The organism is Mycolicibacterium frederiksbergense (assembly GCF_012223425.1).
GTDB classification, from domain to species: Bacteria; Actinomycetota; Actinomycetes; order Mycobacteriales; family Mycobacteriaceae; genus Mycobacterium; species Mycobacterium frederiksbergense.
In genome coordinates, this window is the sequence record NZ_CP038799.1 from 5,174,426 (window position 1) to 5,193,439 (window position 19,014).

21 protein-coding genes are annotated in these 19,014 nt (G+C 68.4%); 9 read left to right on the forward strand and 12 right to left on the reverse strand.

Translation table 11 applies throughout. From position 1 onward, the window contains the following. The first annotated feature begins 153 nt into the window (after positions 1 to 153). Positions 154 to 1,329 (forward strand): DUF7159 family protein, encoded by a 1,176-nt coding sequence (locus EXE63_RS27990; protein WP_168144630.1) that lies wholly within the window; start codon positions 154 to 156, stop codon positions 1,327 to 1,329. Positions 1,330 to 1,408: 79 nt separating this feature from the next. Here EXE63_RS27990 and EXE63_RS27995 read toward each other — a convergent pair whose 3' ends face one another. Genes EXE63_RS27995 through EXE63_RS28010 form a run of 4 tightly spaced genes read right to left on the reverse strand, consistent with a single transcriptional unit; the run spans position 1,409 to position 4,333 of the window. Further along, a complete protein-coding gene (locus tag EXE63_RS27995) occupies positions 1,409 to 1,933 on the reverse strand; it encodes a hypothetical protein (protein WP_168144631.1) in 525 nt (174 codons plus the stop codon). Next, the gene (locus EXE63_RS28000) at positions 1,930 to 2,541 is read right to left on the reverse strand and encodes a carboxymuconolactone decarboxylase family protein (protein WP_168145818.1); all 612 of its coding nucleotides are present in this window, start codon (positions 2,539 to 2,541) and stop codon (positions 1,930 to 1,932) included. Before EXE63_RS28000 ends, EXE63_RS27995 begins: the two co-directional genes overlap by 4 nt. A gap of 14 nt (positions 2,542 to 2,555) precedes the next feature. After that, positions 2,556 to 2,978 (reverse strand): hypothetical protein, encoded by a 423-nt coding sequence (locus tag EXE63_RS28005; RefSeq protein ID WP_168144632.1) that lies wholly within the window; start codon positions 2,976 to 2,978, stop codon positions 2,556 to 2,558. Continuing rightward, positions 2,978 to 4,333 (reverse strand): aromatic ring-hydroxylating oxygenase subunit alpha, encoded by a 1,356-nt coding sequence (locus EXE63_RS28010; RefSeq protein WP_168144633.1) that lies wholly within the window; start codon positions 4,331 to 4,333, stop codon positions 2,978 to 2,980. The genes EXE63_RS28005 and EXE63_RS28010 overlap by 1 nt, the downstream gene beginning before the upstream one ends. Positions 4,334 to 4,473: 140 nt before the next feature. Here EXE63_RS28010 and EXE63_RS28015 point away from each other — a divergent pair, with 140 nt between their 5' ends. Genes EXE63_RS28015 through EXE63_RS28025 form a run of 3 tightly spaced genes read left to right on the forward strand, consistent with a single transcriptional unit; the run spans position 4,474 to position 6,463 of the window. Continuing rightward, positions 4,474 to 5,082, forward strand: coding sequence for a TetR/AcrR family transcriptional regulator (locus EXE63_RS28015; RefSeq protein ID WP_168144634.1), 609 nt, complete (start codon positions 4,474 to 4,476; stop codon positions 5,080 to 5,082). Positions 5,083 to 5,108: 26 nt separating this feature from the next. Further along, a complete protein-coding gene (locus tag EXE63_RS28020) occupies positions 5,109 to 6,026 on the forward strand; it encodes an SAM-dependent methyltransferase (RefSeq protein ID WP_168144635.1) in 918 nt (305 codons plus the stop codon). Beyond that, entirely contained in the window at positions 6,023 to 6,463 is a 441-nt protein-coding gene (locus EXE63_RS28025) for an SRPBCC family protein (RefSeq protein ID WP_168144636.1), read from the forward strand. Before EXE63_RS28020 ends, EXE63_RS28025 begins: the two co-directional genes overlap by 4 nt. Before the next feature lie 37 nt (positions 6,464 to 6,500). Here EXE63_RS28025 and EXE63_RS28030 read toward each other — a convergent pair whose 3' ends face one another. Beyond that, entirely contained in the window at positions 6,501 to 7,166 is a 666-nt protein-coding gene (locus EXE63_RS28030) for a TetR/AcrR family transcriptional regulator (RefSeq protein WP_168144637.1), read from the reverse strand. Positions 7,167 to 7,230: 64 nt separating this feature from the next. Here EXE63_RS28030 and EXE63_RS28035 point away from each other — a divergent pair, with 64 nt between their 5' ends. Further along, a complete protein-coding gene (locus tag EXE63_RS28035) occupies positions 7,231 to 8,676 on the forward strand; it encodes a carotenoid oxygenase family protein (RefSeq protein ID WP_168145819.1) in 1,446 nt (481 codons plus the stop codon). 12 nt (positions 8,677 to 8,688) lie between these two features. Here EXE63_RS28035 and EXE63_RS28040 read toward each other — a convergent pair whose 3' ends face one another. The 3 genes from EXE63_RS28040 to EXE63_RS28050 all read right to left on the reverse strand — a co-directional run bounded on the left by EXE63_RS28040 (position 8,689) and on the right by EXE63_RS28050 (position 11,313). Continuing rightward, entirely contained in the window at positions 8,689 to 10,353 is a 1,665-nt protein-coding gene (locus EXE63_RS28040) for an acyl-CoA synthetase (protein WP_168144638.1), read from the reverse strand. 130 nt (positions 10,354 to 10,483) lie between these two features. Further along, positions 10,484 to 10,888, reverse strand: a complete 405-nt coding sequence (locus EXE63_RS28045) for a hypothetical protein (protein WP_168144639.1) — start codon at positions 10,886 to 10,888, stop codon at positions 10,484 to 10,486. Between the two features lie 68 nt (positions 10,889 to 10,956). Further along, complete coding sequence (locus EXE63_RS28050; protein WP_168144640.1) at positions 10,957 to 11,313, reverse strand: Rv0313 family protein; 357 nt, start codon at positions 11,311 to 11,313, stop codon at positions 10,957 to 10,959. Between the two features lie 37 nt (positions 11,314 to 11,350). Here EXE63_RS28050 and EXE63_RS28055 point away from each other — a divergent pair, with 37 nt between their 5' ends. The 3 genes from EXE63_RS28055 to EXE63_RS28065 are packed head-to-tail and all read left to right on the forward strand — an operon-like array spanning position 11,351 to position 13,185. After that, complete coding sequence (locus EXE63_RS28055; protein ID WP_168144641.1) at positions 11,351 to 12,157, forward strand: ketosteroid isomerase family protein; 807 nt, start codon at positions 11,351 to 11,353, stop codon at positions 12,155 to 12,157. A 54-nt stretch (positions 12,158 to 12,211) separates the two neighbouring features. Further along, positions 12,212 to 12,805 (forward strand): hypothetical protein, encoded by a 594-nt coding sequence (locus EXE63_RS28060; protein WP_168144642.1) that lies wholly within the window; start codon positions 12,212 to 12,214, stop codon positions 12,803 to 12,805. Between the two features lie 20 nt (positions 12,806 to 12,825). Continuing rightward, positions 12,826 to 13,185, forward strand: coding sequence for a DUF732 domain-containing protein (locus EXE63_RS28065; protein ID WP_168144643.1), 360 nt, complete (start codon positions 12,826 to 12,828; stop codon positions 13,183 to 13,185). Positions 13,186 to 13,226: 41 nt separating this feature from the next. Here the strand turns inward: EXE63_RS28065 and EXE63_RS28070 are convergent, their stop codons facing one another. After that, on the reverse strand, positions 13,227 to 14,021 hold the full coding sequence (locus EXE63_RS28070) for an SGNH/GDSL hydrolase family protein (RefSeq protein ID WP_168144644.1): 795 nt from the start codon (positions 14,019 to 14,021) through the stop codon (positions 13,227 to 13,229). A gap of 460 nt (positions 14,022 to 14,481) precedes the next feature. Between EXE63_RS28070 and EXE63_RS28075 the strand changes: the two genes are divergently transcribed. Continuing rightward, positions 14,482 to 14,952: an NUDIX hydrolase gene (locus EXE63_RS28075; protein ID WP_168144645.1), complete on the forward strand. Its 471-nt coding sequence runs from the start codon at positions 14,482 to 14,484 to the stop codon at positions 14,950 to 14,952. 1 nt (position 14,953) lies between these two features. Here EXE63_RS28075 and EXE63_RS28080 read toward each other — a convergent pair whose 3' ends face one another. The 3 genes from EXE63_RS28080 to malQ all read right to left on the reverse strand — a co-directional run bounded on the left by EXE63_RS28080 (position 14,954) and on the right by malQ (position 18,993). Next, entirely contained in the window at positions 14,954 to 16,345 is a 1,392-nt protein-coding gene (locus EXE63_RS28080) for a serine/threonine-protein kinase (protein ID WP_168144646.1), read from the reverse strand. A gap of 22 nt (positions 16,346 to 16,367) precedes the next feature. After that, positions 16,368 to 16,808 carry a hypothetical protein gene (locus EXE63_RS28085; protein WP_210000083.1) on the reverse strand — a complete coding sequence of 147 codons (441 nt, stop codon included), beginning with the start codon at positions 16,806 to 16,808 and terminating at the stop codon, positions 16,368 to 16,370. A gap of 64 nt (positions 16,809 to 16,872) precedes the next feature. After that, positions 16,873 to 18,993 carry a 4-alpha-glucanotransferase gene (malQ, locus tag EXE63_RS28090; RefSeq protein ID WP_168144647.1) on the reverse strand — a complete coding sequence of 707 codons (2,121 nt, stop codon included), beginning with the start codon at positions 18,991 to 18,993 and terminating at the stop codon, positions 16,873 to 16,875. Between the last annotated feature and the right edge of the window lie 21 nt (positions 18,994 to 19,014).

The window sequence follows — 19,014 nt, forward strand, 5'->3', positions numbered from 1 at the left end:
CCGCGCTCCAGCTGGTAACACCGCCGGACGCACGCCCGATAAGCGGTTACACAGCCGTGAAAACGGCCGTTTCGCCGAGATGCCGAACGCGAACGAGCAAACTAGGCTCGTCCGCGACCAGCACCAGACCCGGGACAGGAGTCGGAACCGAGGGTGAAGACCGTACTTGGACTGTCGGTGACAGCGGCCGGTGTCGGCTGGGTACTCGTCGAGGGCACCGCCCCCGTGGACGACGACAAGTTCGCCGTCCGGGGCCTGGAAGACCTCGTGCCCCGCTGTCTCGCCGCGGTACGCGGCGCCCAGTCCATCGCCGCGAGCAGCGGCCGCCGGATCGACTCGATCGGGGTCTGCTGGAGCCCGGAGGTCGAGCAACAGGTCATCACCCTGCTCGCGGAACTGCGGACCGCCGGCTGGCCCGATGTGCGCTCGGTCCGCCAGGTCACACCGGGCAACGGCGATGTTCCGCCCGCCCAGCGCGCCGAGCGCACCGACCTCTGCGGCCTGCTGGCCGGGATGCTCGCCGACGACCCCGAAACCGACGCCGATGACGAGACGGCGTTCGTCGATCACGACATGATCTGCGGGCCCGATGCCGGACGGACACCGGCCTATGACGCCGCACGGGCCGTCGTCACCGGCGTTGCGCCGGCGGAGCCCGTGCCGGCGGCGCGCTCGCCCCGAAACTGGGTACCCGAGTGGACCCCGGCGATCTCGGGCACCCGTCTGGTGTCGGCGGCCGCGGTGACCGCGGTGGTGGCGCTGTTCGCGGTCGGATCCCAGTTCATCGGGACGGCGAAGCAGCAGCCTGCGGAGGCGGCGCTGGCCGGGAGCAGCACGGCGCCGACGGCGCAGACCACCCAGGTGGTGCCGCAACAGCGGCCGGCGGTACAGCCGATGGCGGCGGCGCCGGAGCCTACGCCCGCCCTCGCCGAGGTGAGCGAGCCGCCGGTGCAGCTGGCACCGCCGCAAGCGCAGCCGGTGGCCGAAGCGATGCCCGAGCCGGCTGCGCCCGTCGAACCACCGGCGAGCGCCGAGCCGCTCGCGGCACCGCAACTGCCGGCACCCGAAGCGGCCCCGGCCCCGGCGGCCGAGCCCGTAGTCCCTGAGCCGGCCGTGCCGCTTGCCGCACCCGTTCCGGCGCCGGAGGCTCTTCCGCCGGCACCGGTGGTGCCGCCGCCCCCGTTCTGGATGCTGCCGCCGTTCGTGCCGGCCCCGCCGCCGCCACCGCCGCCGGTCCTGCCACCGGCGCCGGAGGCGCTCGCCGCTCCGGTCGAGCACCTCCCACCGCCCGCTGCGCCCGTCGACCCGGTGCTCGGCGCCCTACCCTGACATCGGGTCTGCGTTCAGATCCGCATCCCACGGGCCGTAGTACACCTCGTCGGTGGCGCCGGCGGGCATCGTCGGCTCCCTAGAAGCTCAGTCCGTGTTTCTCGAAATGCCGTGCCAGTGCCTGCATGTAGGAATCTCCGTGGAACGGTCCGCGCGCCCCGATGGCAGCCTCCAGGAAGGGGCCGTATTCCTCGTCGTTGACGTAGGTCGACCAGTGGGTGATCTGGGCGTCGTCGTTGGTGTCGACGAAACTGATCGAGTAAAAGCCCATCACCTTGCCATCGTTGACGTTCGTGCCCTGCCAGCGGTAGCGCATCACGAATCCGTTCTCGGCCGGCCACACCTTGTAGTCGACGGGCTTCCAGTCCGGGAAGGTGATGCCGTAGGCCTTTGCCTCCACGGTGGCCGCGGTATCCCAGTGCGTCGCCACGTCTTTGAGTACCAGTTCCTGATCGGCGACGAAGTAGGGGGAGGTGTAGACCGCATCCTCGGTGAACTCCCATTCGTCATAGCTCTCGCCGTCGGCGACCTTCTGCAGCACGTACTTGTCGCGGTAACTCTCGGCCATCCGGCGGTGCTTGGCGATACGGTCTTCCAGGTTCACTGCGCGTGCTCCTCTTTCGTCTCTTTTGTCGTCGAGTCCGGTGGCAGCGGTGCGCTGCCCGGTTTGGGCTGTAATCCCCAGGTGCCGAAGGCCATGGCGGTCAGGGTGTAGGTGCCGACCAGGAAGATGACCTCCATGGCGGCGTGTTCGCCGAGTTCGTCGACCAGACGCTGCCAGGTGGGCCACTGCGCCTTTCCGTCGGCGATGACCTCGTCGACGGCGTCGAGCACCAGTCGGTCGGTGCCGTCGAACCCGTCGTTGCCGGCGGCCAGCGCGGTGACATCGTCGTCGGTGACACCGACGGCGGCGCCCAGCCTGACGTGCTGACCCCATTCGAAGGCCGAGCGGTGCCGGTGCGCGACCCGCAGGATGATCAACTCACGCAGCCGCCCCGGTAACTCCCCACGCTGCAGCAGGAAACCGTTGAAGCGCAGGAACACCTCCGACATCTCGGGGTGCCGGGCCAGCATCCCGATGATGTCGAAGTTCAGCGGGTCGTAGGGCTCGCCGGACCCGGCCCTGGGCACTTTGTCGGCGGGCAGCCCGAGCAGCGCGCCGAACGCGGCGTACTCGGGTTCGCTCCATCGGTCGGCGGCCAGCGGGGACATCCGCGGTGCGTCGGTCACGAAGGCGGCTCCATCTGCAGGTACAGGTCCAGGCGCCGGATCCGCCCGTCATCGCTGAACTCATAGACCGACAACGAGTTCACCACACTGCGGAAATCCCCGACGACACTGCGCTCTTCGAGTTCCAGGAACACCAGGTCGCCGTGCTCGGTGATGCGTCTGAAGGTGCCCTCCCATTCCGAGGTGGTCGCCCAGCCGGTGAGGAAGGCGACATAGCCGGCCCAGTCCATCTCCTCCTTGAACGCGCCGACCCGTAGGAAGTTCTCGGTGTCGACCAGCGCGGCCAACGGCGCCCAGCCCGCCTCATCGAACCCGGGTGCCTTGGCCTCGGTGACGAGGCGACCGGTGGTGGCGGCGTATTCCAGCACGGTGCGGCTGTGTCCGGTGTGCTGCGCGACGATCTCGGCGAGTTCGGGCATCAGAGCGCGCCCAGGTAGCGGTCGATGACGGAGTGGTAGTGCGCGATGACCACTTCCTCGTTGACGAGCGCCATATGGTCGAGGCGGGCATTGCGCAGACCGACCTGTTGACGTGGCATCTGTTCGTAATCCTGTTGCAGTGCTTCGAAGTACTTGAAACTGCCCGGTTCCTGGACGTCGATGAGGTCCGCGGCGAACGCGGTGCGGTGTTCTTCGGGCAGCCACATGAAACTGGTGATGTGCCAGATGCAGCGGTTCGGGTCGCCGTCGGGGTGCGGGGTGGCCATGATGACGGTGGCCTCGCCGGCCCGGATGGTCATGAAGAAGTTGGGGAACAGAACCCAGCCGTGGTTGTCGCTCATCTGGGCGTCGGTGAGGCCGTCCACGTCGAGACCGTCGCGGGACAGGGTGTCGCGGGTGGCCTGCTGCAGCAGGGTGCGCCCGGTGACCCCCTCGGGGAACACCAGAGTCCCGTCCGCCGTGCGGTTCTCGTCGACCAGTTCGGTGAACCGGGGGAGCACCCGCACCACCCCCGGGAAGGTCTCGGGGAGCTCCATGATGCCCTCGACCTGTTTCTCCGGTCCCATGCCCTCGACGTGGGCGACCTCGAACGGGGCGACGGCGATGCTGTGTTTGTCCAGGAACCGGTACTTCACCTTGCTCGGGTCGATGACCAGTACCCGCAACAGCTGTGGGTGGATTCCGGAGACGTGATAGCCCTCCTCGAAGGCGTCCATCACCACCTTCCAGTTGCAGTCCAGCGCTTCCCGGACGTTGAGCACCGTGGTCATCTGGTCGAGGTGGTAGGGCTCCAGGATGCGGATGACGTCCTCGCCCAAGAAATCGCACAGCGGTGCGGCGCCCGGGTCGGGGTTGAGGAAGACGAAACCGGCGAAGGTGTCCACCGGGACCTCGAGCAGGCCGTAGTCGTCCTTGTCGATCTCGGGTTTCGAACAGCCCCGCAGCTTTCCCTGCTGGTCATAGGACCACAGGTGATACTGGCACACGATGCGCTGCTTGGCGTGTCCCTGACCGCTGAACAGCGGGTTCCCGCGATGCCGGCAGGCATTGACGAAACCCCTTATCTCGCCGTCATTTCCGCGCATCACCACGAAGGACTGGTCGAAGATCCGGTACTCCTTGAAGTCGCCGGTCTGCTCCAGTTCGTCGACGCGGCCGACGATCTGCCAGACCCGCATCCAGATGGCCTCGCGCTCCCGGCTCACGAAGTCCTTCGATGTGTAGCGGTCGGTCGGGATCTGCATGCGGAACAGCGCACTCGCATCGTCGGGGCTCAGGCCTTCGGAGTCGACCCATTCACCGGGACGGGCGGCTTGCGCGGAATCGATGGACATATCGAGGGTTCCCTTCTGCGGGCGGGTGTTCGCGAGGACGCGAAGGCGGCGTCGGGGGCTGTGACGGCAGTCACGATAATACAGATGTGAATGTCAGATACAAGACTGTATTTGTGATCGATGTTTGCGAGAATGGACCGATGACCGAGCGCTGGACCAGGGAGCGGCGCATGGAGCAGACCCGCACGGTGCTGCTCGATGCGGCGGAGAAGATCTTCGCCGGCCGTGGGTACGCGGGTTCGCTGGAAGACATTGCCGAAGCTGCCGGCTACACCCGCGGCGCGATCTATGCCCAGTTCGGCGGCAAGGATGAACTGTTCCTCGCGGTGATCGAACGGCACCGCCAGCGCTTCCTGGATGGCTTTGCCGATGTGATGGAATCGTTCGACCGACTCGCCGACATCGATGTCGAAGGATTTGCCGAACGCTGGCGGGTGCTCAGCGCTACCACCGACGCGCAACAGGCCGCCGCGCTCAACCATGAGTTCACGCTGTTCCTGCTGCGCAATCCCGCCGCTCGCGACCGGGTGGCCGTCCAGCGCCGCGAGACGGTGCGCTCACTGGCCGAGTACATCGCCAAAGGCGTTGCGCGCCTGGGTGGCTCGCTGAAAATACCAGCCGAGCCGCTGGCCCGGGTGCTGCTGGCCACCAACGACGGCGTCACACTGGCCAGCCATCTCGACGGCGAGGACCTCTACCGAACCTTCCTGCAGTTGGTGCTTTCCAGCGTCGGCCCACCCGAGGGGTGACGCGACGAAGCATAGGCTATCTAACTATGGGACGGACCGAGAATGACACCTGGGATCTTGCCTCGAGTGTGGGCGTGACGGCCACGGTGGTGGCCATGCAGCGGGCCATCGCCACCCGATCCGGCACCGCGGGGGTCAAGGATCCCTACGCCGAGCCGCTGGTGTCGGCGGTGGGTGTGCCCACCTACATCCGGCATGCCCGCGGCGAATCCGGAGACGAGGCGCCCGCCGACGCGGTGCGCATGGCCGATGGCATCGCGGCCCGCACCCGCTGGTTCGACGAATTCGTCACGGAAGCACTGGCGGCCGGTATCCGGCAGTTCGTCATCCTTGCCTCCGGTCTGGACGCGCGCGCCTACCGGCTGCCGTGGCCCGCCGATGCGACCGTCTACGAACTGGATCGGGCCGAGGTGATCACGTTCAAGACGCGCACGCTCGCCGACCTGGGTGCGGTGCCGGGCGCCGAGCACCGCCCGATCGCCGTGGACCTGCGTGACGACTGGCCCGCCGCGCTGCGTGGCGCCGGCTACCCGATCGACCGGCCGACGGCCTGGCTGGCCGAGGGCCTGCTCATCTACCTTCCGCCCGAGGCGCAGGATCGCCTGCTGGACAACATCACCGAGCTCAGCGCCCCCGGTAGCCGCATTGCCACCGAGAACACCCCGACGGTCAGCGTCGAGGACCTGCAGGAGATGAGCGAACGGATGCGCGCCACCCAACAGGAGTGGCGGGCCAAGGGGATGGACCTCGGTGACGAGGTGGACGTGGCCGAACTGTTCTACGCCGGCGACCGTACCGAGGCGGCCACCCACCTGGCCGGGACCGGCTGGACGACGACCCTGCGCACGGGCACCGAACTGTTCGCCGAGTACGGGCTGGCGCCGTCGGCCGAGGGCGTGTCGTCGTTCGGTGACGTCGTCTACGTCAGCGCCACCCTCGGGTGAGCGCGCAACGCACGATCAGCGAGGTCATTCCGGCCGCGCCGGACGTGGTCCGCGATTTCTATGTCGATCTGGACAACCTGCGGACACTGCACCCGCTGATCGTCGCCGTGCAGCGCACCGCGCGCACCGTCGGACCCGACGGCTTCGTGTCGGACTACCGGGTGCAGGATCGAATTCCATTCGGTCGCACCACGTTACCGGTCACCTATACCGCGACGCTGCATGTGCCGGTCGAGGGGGAGGTCTGGACCGAGGCCCGGCAGTTCCCGCGGGTGCGGCTGCGGGGCCGGGTGTCGTTCGACGAGGTCGATGCGGGAACCCGGCTCACCGAGCGGTTGAGCATCACCGCGCCGTGGCCGCTGGCCGGGTTCACCGCTCGCCAGGCGGTCGCCGCGCACGCCGCGATGTTGGCCGGGATCCGCCAGCATTTCGCGTAGTCGGCGCCGCACCGCCGGAGCGGGCGGTAGAAAAGTGTCAGCCGGTGCGGGCGAGCAGCTCGCCCGCCGACGCGAGTGACCGCAGCGTGTCGTCCCGCGCGTCGCCCATTCCCACGATGCAATCGACCGTCAACGGGGCAAGTACTTGCGTGAGGCCGTGGCCCTCGTGGCCGAAGAAGCCGGCCAGCTCGAGCATCACGGCTCCGTGCACGAGGCTCCAGAGCCGGCCGGCGACATTCAGTTCGCCGTCGTCGCGGATACGGCCCGAGGCGATCATCCGGCGAACGGCATGTCGCAGTGCCTCAAAGGATTCCGCCTGCTCGGCACGATCGTTGGCGCTCCCGGTGCTGGTGACGTCGGTGCGTTGACCGACCACCGATGCCGGGGACGTGGTGCCGAAGATCAGCTGATAGCGCTGCGGGTCCGCGAGCGCGAACGCTCGATACGCCGCGCCCATGACGAAGAAGTCGCAGACCGGATCGTCGGTCTGATCGGCGTCGGTCAGGACCCGGGTGAACCGCGCGAACGCCTCGTCGGCAAGCGCGTCGATGACGCCGGTCATGCCGCCGAAGTGGGTGTACACGGCCATTGTCGAGGTTCCGACCTCCGCGGCGAGGCTGCGGACGCTCAGTGCGTGCAGCCCGTCGCGCTCGAGTACGCGCATACCTCCCTCGATCAACCGTTGCCTGATGTCGCTCACCATTGCAATCTTGCCATAACGCTGTTATAACGGAGGAATCAATAACGTTGTTATGGAGGCGTTCGTCATGACCAACCGCTATCTGGAGGGGCCGTTCGCCCCGATCGGCGAGGAGGTCACACTGACCGACCTCGAGGTGTCCGGCACGATCCCGGACTACTTGGACGGCCGTTACCTGCGCAACGGCCCTAACCCGATCGGTGAGATCGACCCCGAGCTATATCACTGGTTCATCGGCGACGGCATGGTCCACGGTCTGCGCATCCGCGACGGAAAGGCCGAGTGGTACCGGAACCGGTGGGTGCGCAGCCCGCACGCCACCCGCATGCTCGGTGAGCAGCGGCGCACCGGGCATACCGGGGTCTCCGCGCTCGGCGCCAACACCAACGTGATCGGACATGCCGGCAAGACGGTCGCGCTGGTCGAGGGCGGCATCGCCAACTACGAACTGACCGACGAACTCGAGACGGTCGGGCCCTGCGACTTCGACGGCACGATCACGGGCGGGTACACCGCACACCCGAAACGCGACCCGGACACCGGGGAACTGCACGCGGTGTCCTACAGCATGTATCGCGGCAACACCGTGCAGTACTCGGTGATCGGCGTCGACGGCCGAGCGCGGCGCACCGTCGACATCGAGGTCACGGGCAGCCCGATGATGCACGACTTCTCGCTGACCGAGCGACACGTTGTCTTCTACGACCTACCGGTCACGTTCGACAATCGCCGGGCCGCGGAGATGGCGGTGCCCCGCGGACTTCGGCTGCCGGCGCGACTGCTTTTGTCCGCGTTGATCGGTCGCGTCCGGATCCCCGACCCGATCAGCGCGAGGACGCCGTCCGGGATGAGCGCCGACCGTCGGTTCCCCTACTCGTGGAACCCGCGCTACCCCGCCAGGGTCGGGGTGATGCCGCGCGAGGGTGGCAGCGCCGACGTGCGGTGGTTCGACGTGGAACCCTGCTACGTCTTCCACCCGATGAATGCCTACGACGACGGTGACACGGTCGTGCTCGACGTGATCCGCCATCCCAAGATGTTCGACACCGATCAGCTCGGACCCAATGAGGGTGCGCCGACGCTGGATCGCTGGACGATCGACCTCGCCGACGGCAAGGTGCGTGAGTCGCGGATCGATGATCGTGGCCAGGAGTTCCCGCGCGTCGACGAGCGGCTCGTCGGCAAGCGGCACCGCTATGGCTATGCGCCCGCGGTCGGCGAAGGCACCGGTGGGACCGGGACCCTGCTCAAGCACGACCTCGTCGGCGGGAACAGCCAGGCCCGGTCCTTCGGTGTGGACATGTCGCTGGGCGAGTTCGTCTTTCACCCGTCCGCGCCGGACGCAGACGAGGACGACGGTGTGTTGATGGGCTACGTCTACGACCGTTCCACCGATCGCAGTGAGCTGGCGATCGTGGATGCCCGGACGCTGGAGTCGGTGGCCGCGGTCAAACTGCCGCACCGGGTGCCCGCCGGCTTCCACGGCAACTGGGTGCCCACGGGCCAGGTCTGATCCGGCGCAGGATCAGCTCGCGGGCACGGCCTCGCCGCCGGCGACCGCCTTGGCCCACCGATAATCGGCCTTGCCGGCCGGTGAGCGCACGATTTTCGGCTGGCGGATAAAGGCTTTCGGAATCTTGTAGCGCGCCACCGACTGCCCGCACACTGCGGCCAGGTCCTCGTCGTCGGCGCTGGCGCCCTCGGCGAGTTGCACGACTGCCACCACCTCCGAGCCCCAGCGTTCCGACGGTCTGCCCACCACCACGACGTCGTAGACGGCCGGGTGCGCGGCGATGGCACGTTCCACCTCTTCGACGAAGATTTTCTCGCCACCGGAATTGATGGTCACCGAATCGCGGCCCAGCAGCTCAATCCTGCCGTCCGCCAAGACGTTTGCCCGGTCACCCGGTACCGACCAGCGCACCCCGTCGATGGTGGGGAAGGTGCGGGCAGTCTTGTCCGGATCGCCGAGATAGCCCAGCGGGATCAGATCACGGCGCGCAAGCCAGCCGCCACCCTCGCCGGGTGCCAGCACCCGGCTGAAGTCCTCGGCGACGACCGCGGTATCGGACTGGGCGTCGAAGACGGCCGCCGTCGTCTCGCCGCCGGCGGTGGAGAAGGTGCTCAACTGGGCACCGGATTCCGAGGCACCGACGGCGTCGAGCAGCATCAGGTGCGGCAGGGCGCTCAGGATGCGCTCACGCACCGTCGGCGAGAGGGCGGCGCCGCCGTTGGTGATGGTGAGCAGCCCGGACAGGTCGTAGTCGCCCTTCTCGATCTCTTCGACCAGCGGCCGGGCCACCGCATCGCCGACGACCGGAATCGTCAGTACCCGTTCACGTTCGGCGAGGCGCAGCACCTCGGCGGGACGCAACCGCTCCACATCGTCGGGGATGACCAGCCGGCCGCCCATGGTGATCGCGTTGTAAGCCGCCCACTGCGCGGCGCCGTGCATGAACGGCGGAATCATCAGCATCGACATGGCGCCCGCGCCGGCGCGGGCCTTCTCGGCGAGTTCCTCGTGAGAGGTCAGGGCCTGATTGCTGCCGAACGGACGCCCGCCCATGGAGGACAGGAAGATGTCGTGCTGGCGCCACAACACGCCCTTGGGCATGCCGGTGGTGCCGCCGGTATAGAGAATGTACAGGTCATCACCGGACGCGGCGGGAAGCCCGCCGGCCGGTGCCGGCGTACTCAGGATCGCCTCGTAATCCACGGCGCCGGGCAGGAGCTCGTTGCCGGATTCGTCGGAGACCTGAACCAGCACCTGCAGATGCGGGACGCGGTCACGGATCGCAGCCACCCGGGGTGCGAACTCGGCGTTGTAGATCAGCGCACGGGCCTTTGAATCATTGAGCAGGTAGACGAGTTCTTCCTCGACGTAGCGGTAGCTCACGTTGAACGGCGCGACCCGAGCGCGGTACGCGCCGATCATCGACTCCAGGTACTCGTTGCCGTTCCGCAGGTAGATGCCGAGGTGGTCCTGTCCGGACTCGTGGCCGTCGAGGGCGTCGCGTTCGGTGTGGCAGCCCAACCCAGCCGAGGCCAGGAAATGGGCGAACCCGTCGACCCGGGCATCGAACTCCGCATAACTGAATCGGCGGTCCCGCCAGACCAGAAAGGTCTGTTCGCCGATGGCACCGGCCACCGTGCGGAATACCGAGGACAGGTCGAAGGTCACGCCACTCATGACAACAGACCATACATTGATCGAATATGCGTATGGTCGAGTTTAGTCAGTCCGGCGCATCCCGCGGGTCCCGAAAAGACGCCGCGGTCCGCTGAGCTCCCGCGTGTCGATCGGCAGCTGAGCCGCCGGCTCAGGCCGGGAAGAACCCGTCTCCGGTCAGCACCCCGGGCTGCCAGCCCTGCGCGCCCCGACAGAGCATGGGGCGACCGTCGGGTGTCTGTGCGGCGCCCTTGGCCACCGAGCACGGCGCACCGGTCTCCTGCACACCGTGCAGTGGATAGGAGATCGTCCAGAAGCCGGTGTAGACGGGCGGCCACTGGTTGGGGATCCAGCTGCACTTCATCGCCTGCCCACCGCGGCCGCGCCCGAAGGTGAACAGCTGGGTGTTGTCGCACGGCGCGCCGAGCGCGGCGTGATAGTTCATCCCGGGCACATCGGTCGGGTAGCGGCCCGACTCGTCATCGGCCGCGGCGGGCGCGGCAAAGCTCAGCGCAGCGGCCGCGATCGATACAGCAACCGTCAGTTCACGAATCATGTCCCACCCTTTGCCAGGTCCTGCCCGTACCGCGGCAAAGTTTAGTGGTGCGGACGCTCCGCGCGGGGCTATTCGGGCGCGTCGAGCACACTGACCGCGATCCCGTACGGCAGGAAACGGACGCGGCGGGACGGGTCGGTGTTGTTCTTGTTCGCCCGCAGCGCATCCAGCTCGCTCGGGTACACCTCTTCGATGTGGGCTCCGCCGGCGGCATCGACGCTGTAGATCGCCCACACGCCGTCGCCGGTGTCACCGGTGGTCTCGGGCCGGGTGGGCTGGGCCTGGCTGGTGAACTGGTCGATCAGGGTGGACCAGCCTGCACGCTTGCCGAACCGGTCCAGCGCGTCGCGCAGCCCCTCGCCGGCTTCGCGGGCGAGCCTGTCAAACTCTTCGGGGTCGATACCGAACGGCCCGTTCTGGCTCATCGCCGTCCTCCTTCACGCAGGGGTGGTAACCAAGGATATGTCCTTAACACGAAGTGCGGTTCTGGCAACGGTGGAGCGCTCGCCGGCAGCGGCCGGCGCCCATGATCGGGCCGGCTGGGTCGGGCTGTTCGCCGGAGACGGCAAGGTCCAGGACCCGGTCGGTTCGCGTCCTCATGTCGGGCATGCCGAGATCGAGAGGTTCTACGACACCTTCATCGGCCCGCGGGACATCACCTTCCACCGTGCGGTCGACATCGTCCACGGCCACACGGTGCTGCGCGACCTCGTGCTCGAGGTGGCGATGGGCTCTGCGGTGACGATGCACATCCCGGCCATCCTGCGCTACGACGTGCACACGGCCGCAAGCCCCGACGAGCTGCGCATCGCCCGGTTGCAGGCGTACTGGGAGCTGCCGGCGATGGCATGGCAGTTCGCCCGCAACGGACCCGCCGCGGTCCCCGCCGCGCTACAGCTGACCCGCGCGCTGCTGACCAATCAGGGGCCGTCGGGGACGGCCGGATTCATGTCCGGGGCGGTCGGTGCCGGCCCGCGCGGCAAGCGTCTCATCGCACAGCTGATCGACGATGCCTGCGCAGGCAACGAGGTCGCGGTGAAGCGGGTGCTGGGACCCGACGTCGACATCACCGCGGGCGACGACGACCGGCTGAGGCCCACCGAACTGGTGGCGGCGCTCAACGGTGCGCGGCGCCGCACCACGATCGTGGCCGGCCGCCATGTCGCCGTCAGTGTCACCGGACCCGGCGGCGATGCGATCCTGATCGCCGATGTCGGCTCGCGGCCGAGCCGGGTGCAGCGGTTGCGGTTGTTCGTCGAGGCGGGGTAGAAGCCCAGCCGGGGGATCGCGGCGACGCGGCGACATGAGACGGTGGTATCCACCATGGACAGTTCTTCCCCCGGGTCTGCCGCCGGAAACACACCGCAGTACCTGAGCTACGAGGATTTCGGCCGGCGGTTCTTCGAAGTCGCGGTCTCGGAGAAGCGCGTCGCGGACGCGATCGGCGCGATCGCCGGGGACGAGTTCGAGATGGGGCCGATGGGCCAGGGTCCCGGCGGCATCGCCAAGGTCACCGCCAGGGTGCGCATCCAGGCGCCGCGGGTCACCCGGCACGTCGGCCCGACCATCACCTTCGACATCCGCATCCCGCTGGAGATCAACATGGTGATCGACCTGCGGATCGACCGGCCACGATTCATGGTGTTCGGTGAGATCGCGCTGCAGGCGGCGGCGCGGGCCGCCGACCCGCTCCTGCTGATCATCGACGTCGACAAACCGGGACCCCGAGACATCTCGATTCACGTGACGTCGGGGACACTGCGGGCCGAGGCGCTGCGGGTGCTCGCCGGTATCGACGCCGAGATCAAACGGTTCATCGCCGCGCACGTGGTCGGCGAGATCGACAGCCCCGGCGCGCGGCAGGCCAGGATCATCGACGTCGCCGCCCAGATCGACGCGGGCTGGGCCGGGATCTGAGCACCGTAGAATTGCCACCCATGCGTCGTATCTCGCTGTGCCTGCTGTCCACCCTGACCGCGGCGACCGCCGCGCTGGCCGTCGCCGCGCCGGCCGGCGCGGACTCCGTCACCGACAGCTTCCTCAACGCCGTCGACCAGGCCGGGGTGACTGCCCCGAACATGGTCGACAACGCGGCACTGGGGCAGTCGGTGTGCCCGATGCTGTCCGAGCCCGGTCAGAACGTCGCCGACGTCGCGGCCCGGGTCGCCGATACCGCGGGCATGCCACTGGGACCGGCCACCATGTTCACCGGGCTCGCGATCTCGGCTTTCTGCCCGGCCGCGGTGGCCGGTATCGGTGACGGCAAGGTGTTCGGGTTCGACGTACTGGGCTTCTGAGCTCCCCGCGCGACCATCGGGCTGCTGAGCCCGTCACGCGGTTATTGGGCTTCGGTGCGCGCTGACACCGGAGCCAGTTCCGGGTGGCGTGGTACCCGCCCGTGCCCGGCGCCCCGTCCGCGCAAGTGCCGCCAGATCCACGGCATGAACATGTTCTGCGTCCACAGCAGCTGTGAGTACATCCGGGACCGGAACGTCTGATGGTCCGTGACGCCTGCGCCGGCCAGCGCCCAATCATGGTTGCTGCCAGGCAGACCCAGTGCCTCCGCGGCCGCCGCGGCGAACAGCAGATGACCGTTGCGGGAACCGTGCACCCGGTCCGGGCTCCACACCTCGGGGTCGGTCATCGATTCGGCGTAGTACAGATCGACGAGCCGGAAACCGTGGTCGGTCGCCGCCGCGCGGATGACGTCGTTGATCTCCAGCACCCGCGGCACCAGCAGCCGCCCGGCCGGCAGGATGCGAGTGATGTCGGGAAACGTCGTCGTCACGACGGTCGCCCCCGATGACGCCAGCCGTCGGTGCAATTCGTCGAGGTCGACGAGCGCCTGCCGGAACTTGCGCCCCGGACGGGTCACGTCGTTCATCCCGACGCACACCGTGATCAGATCCGGCTGCATCGACAACGCCTGTGGCAGCTGCACATCCAGCACATCGCGCACCCGCTTACCGCGGATGGCGAGATTTGCGTAGCGCAGCCCGGGGGAGTGCGCATCGATCATCCGCGCCAGCCGGTCGGCGAAGCCGATCAAGGCTCCCGCATCATCGAGGTCCCAGAGCCCTTCGGTCTGGCTGTCGCCCACAGCCACGTATCTGCGGTACCGGTGGTCGGCCACGGATCAGACTGTAATGGGCAGAACGGGTTCCGCGCTGCGCGGTGTGTGCTCGGCCACACCGTGTCGTCAGCCGGCGTCGATCAGAACGATGGACCTGTTCAGCTCAAGGGGAGCAAGGCCGGGTCCCACGCCCGACATCTTGCTCCGGTTCAAGGCGACCGGCCCCCATCGATCAACCACCACGACGCTGCCTTGACGTGCCTGCTCAACAACGGTTTCGTCGACGGTGTCGGGTCCTTCCGGGGCCGCGTGAGCGGGGGTGGCGAGTCCGATCGACAGACCCCCCAGTGCTACTCCGAGCGCGGTACCGATGTGTGCGCGCGGGGTCCGGAGACCTCTTGCCCTCATGGCCAACTGCCTTCTTTCGCTGCTATTCCCGGTTCAACAGGCGATCGCGGCGGCGAATTCCACCGGAGCACCCTGACGTATATGTGACGTTCACCGCGTATTAACCTGCGGTATGCCGCGATTGAGTGCTGGGCTGTTGGTGTACCGCATCGTCGAGGGCATTCCCGAGGTGCTGATCGGTCACCCGGGAGGCCCGTTCTGGGCACGCAAGGACGACGGGGCCTGGACGATTCCCAAGGGCGAATACGACGACACCGAGGATGCGTGGACGGCGGCCCGGCGCGAGTTCGCCGAGGAGGTCGGTCTGCCGCCGCCGGATGGACCGCGGATTGCGTTCGCACCCCTGCGGCAGCCCAGCGGCAAGGTGGTCACGGTATTCGCGGTGCAGGCAGATCTGGATGTGCGGGACGCGGTGAGCAACACGTTCACCCTCGAGTGGCCCAAAGGGTCCGGGACGTTCCGGGAGTATCCGGAGCTGGACCGGGTCGGCTGGTTCGGTGTGGTGGAGGCGCGTGACAAACTGCTGAAAGGTCAACGGCCACTGCTGGATCTACTGCTGGAACAGCTGGATCACCGCGGGTAGCTCAGGGTAGCCCGTTGCTCTGGCGGATCTGCTCACGGCATTCGCGGCGGGTCTGCCCGGTCTGCTGCATGCACACCCGCACCGGAGACTCCTCGGCGGCCGGCAGCGGTTCGTCGCCGGGGTCGGTGGTGACCGTCGGAATGGGCACCGCGCCCGGCGTCAGCGACCACACGGTGGCGTCGGTGTCCTGAATCGACGAGCAGTAGGCCGTTGCTCCCGCCGCGGTGACCGCGGTGCTGCCCTCCGGCAGACAGTCTGCCCCGATGACCACGGGCGGCGTGGCCCCCGAGGTGTCCGACGTCGTGACGGTGGTGACCGCCGTCGAGGATTGCGCGGAGGGCGTCACCGGCGCGGCGGAACGAGCCGTCGACGACGGGGGCGGCGCGGCGGTGGGGCGCTCGTCGTCGGCGCGGTTGAGCTCGAAGACGGCCGCCGCCACGGCGGCGCACAGCATCACCGCGAGCACGGCGACGACGGCGATCAATGTGCGTGACCGGCGTGCATGGCCCGCGGGTGCGCTCGCCGCGGCGCTCTGCGTCAGTCCGAGGGTGTCGCCTTCGAGTTGATGTCCGAGCGCCCGCGCGAAATCGGCGCACCGGTCGAACCGGTCGGCAGGGTCCTTGGCCAACGCCTTGGCGAACACCGGGTCCAGGTGGGCCAATTCGGGGCGGTGGTCCCCGATTGCCGGAGGCAGCGCCGACAGGTGCTGGCTGATGACCACCGCCGGATTGGAGTTCTGGAACGGCGGCCTGCCGGTGAGCAGCTCGTAGGCGGTGGCGGCGAGCGCGTACTGATCGGCGCGGCCGTCCACGGTGTTGCCCATCAGCTGTTCGGGCGCGGCATAGGACACCGTGCCGACCGTCATATTGGTCGCGGTCAGGCCGCTGACGTCATCGGACCACCGGGCAATGCCGAAGTCGGCCAGCAGGATCCGGCGATCGGCGGACTGCGTGTCGGAGAGCAGGATGTTGGCGGGTTTCACATCGCGATGCAGCAGGCCGCGTTGATGCGCATAGTCCAGCGCGTCGGCGACCGCGCTGACGATCTCGGCCACGTATTTCGCCGGCAGGCCCTTCCGATGGTGTTCGCGCACGAACCGGGCGGTGTCGGTGCCCGGCACGTAGTCCATCGCGATCCACAACTGACCGTCGTGCTCGCCGCGATCGTGCACGCCGACGATATGGGGATGCCACAGCGTCGCGGCGATATCGGCCTCGCGTTCGAACCGCTGCCGGTACTCGTCATCGGCCGAGACACCGGCGCGCAGAACCTTCAGCGCGTCCTGGCGGGGGAGGCGGGGGTGCTGGGCGAGGTAGACCTCACCCATCCCTCCGGTGCCCAGGCATCGGACAACGGTGTACCCCGCAAAGTTCGCTCCGGCTGCCAGTGGCATGGGCGAATATTAGACGGCGGACTCAGCCTGCCGGCGGAGGCACAGGTGCGGGCGAGGTCGGAACCCCTGCACCCGGCGGGGGCACCGGCGTGGGCGTCACGGTGGTGATGCCGTTGGCGCCGATGGTGCGCCCACCGGGACCGGAACCGCTCGACCTGTTCAGGCCGGCCTCGTCGAAGGCCGCCTGGGTGCAGTTGAGCATCAGCTGCACGCGTCCGTTGCTGGTGAATTTCTGCTTCTCCACGACGCAGAGGCTCTGCTGCATATCGCTGCCCACGGCGCCGCCGAAGGTGGCCTTCATGCCGGCGCCGGCCAGGATCTGCACCGCGCGGCCGTAGGGTTCGCCGACGACGTTGTAAGGGCTCTCCGCAGCCGGATCCGAGCTGGCGGTGCCGGCAGTGATCAGTGCCGCCAGTGCTGCGGCGCTGGTGCCGAGGCCTAGCGCGATGAGCTTCTTGTTCACGTGCCCTCCGGGTGTCGCGGTGCGGTGCGAACATATCGCAGAACCGCACCTGTAGAAACTCCAGTCACGTTTCCATCGTCCGTACCTGGCTTTTCATTACTTCGGCCAGCGCGTTGGCGCGCGGGTCGGCGAAGATGTCCTCGACGCGCAGCCGTCGGCCGTCCGGGCCGGCCAGCGGCACCCGCCAATTCGGGTACTCATCGGTGGTGCCCGGCTGATTCTGGGCCCGGACATCGCCGACCGCGTCGGGCAGCGCCAAGGCAAGCAGCTTGGACGGTGTACGCCCCAAGTAGGCGTACAGACCGCGGATCATCTCGTCGATACCGGGGTCCGCGCCGACGAGCCCGAGCCGCTGCAGCTCTGCCAGCCAGGCCGCCTGCTCGGCGCGGTCGGCGGCGAGTTCCTCCTCGGCCGGCCGGGTCAGCAGGCCCAGTTCCTCCCGCAACCGGATGTGCTCGCCGGCCAGATATCCGGCCGTGGGCGGCAGATCGTGGGTGGTCACCGAGGACAGGCAGGCCTCCCGCCACCGGTTGGCGGGCAGGGGCTTGTCCGGTTGCCCCCACTCGCGGTCACGTTCGAACCACAGGATGGAGGTGCCGAACAGTCCGCGTTCGCTCAGGTAGTCACGCACCCACGGCTCGACGGTGCCCAGGTCCTCGCCGACCACGACCGCACCGGCACGCATCGCCTCCAGCGCCACGATGCCGATCAGCGCGTCGTGGTCGTACCGCACGTAGGTGCCCTCGGTCGGCGCGGCGCCCTGGGGGATCCACCACAGCCGGAACAGTCCGATGATGTGGTCGATGCGCACGCCGCCCGCGTGCCGCAGCACCGCCTCGACCAGCGCGCGGAACGGCGCGTACCCGGACTTCTCCAGCTGATCGGGCCGCCACGGGGGTTGGGACCAGTTCTGGCCGAGCTGGTTGTACTCGTCCGGTGGCGCGCCGGCACTGACGCCGAGGGCCAGCACGTCCTGCAGCGCCCAGGAGTCGGCGCCGTTGGGATCCACCCCGACCGCCAGGTCGTGCATGATGCCCAGCGACATCCCGGCCTGGATCGCCGTGGCCTGCGCCGCTGTCAGTTGGTCGTCCAGCAGCCACTGCAGCCAGCGGTGGAAGTCCACGGCCTCGGCGTGGCCGGCGGCGAACTCCGCGACGGCCGGGGCATCCGGATGGGTCAGCGGCTCGGGCCAGCGGTGCCAGTCCGAGCCGTGCACCTCGGCCAGCGCGCACCAGACGGCGAAGTCGTCGAGGCTGCGTCCGGCACGGTCCAGGAATGCGGCGTAGGCGAGTTCGCGGCCCGCCGAGCGCGGTACCCGGTACAGCTGCTTGAGGGCGGCCCGCTTGACCTTCCACGCGGCGTCGCGGTCGATCCCGTCGTGCCGGCGCGCGCGGGCGGCGAGATCGGCGCGGGCCTTGCGCAGCGGCCCGCGCTTGCGCAGGTGGGCGTATTCGGGGACGGCCTCGACCCGCAGGTAGAGCGGGTTGACGAACCGGCGGGAGGTCGGCAGGTAGGGCGACGGTTCCATCGGCGCGACCGGCGCGGCGGCGTGCAGCGGGTTCACCAGGATGAACCCCGCACCGTGCCGGGCTGCTGACCAGACCGCCAGGTCGGTCAGATCGGTCAGATCGCCGGTGCCCCAGGAATTTTCGGAGGTGACGCTGTACAGCTGGGCGGCCAGGCCCCATTGCCGTGTGGTCGGCGCGGCCAGCGTGGCGGGCGCGACGATGAGGGTGGTGCTGATGTCGAGCTGGCCGGCCTGAGCGTGCAGCCGGTGATAACCGGGTGGGAGGTCCGCGGGTAGTTCGAAAGTGGCTTCCCCGATCAGCCTGCCGTCCAGATCATATGGGGGACGGTTGTTTTCGAGCTGGCGTAGCCCGGTGCGCACCGATCCGTCCTCCAGTCGGATCCACAGCCCGACCGGGTCGCCGTGGGTGACGTGCACCCAGAACGAGGACGCGGTGCCGCAACGCGCCACGACGGTCGGGGGCAGGGTGAAACCCCAGTGCTCACGGTCGTGGTTGCGGGCGGCCTCGTCGCGTTCGGCCGCGGAGCCGGCCGGCACGCCGAGCGAGGCCAGCACCCCGATCAGGGTGTGCTCCGGGACCGGAACCCGGTGCCCCCGCCAGTCGATGAAATCGGTCGCCACCCCGTACCGCTGTGCGAGGTCGGCAAGTTCGGTCATGCCCGCAATCTTGCCGGATCC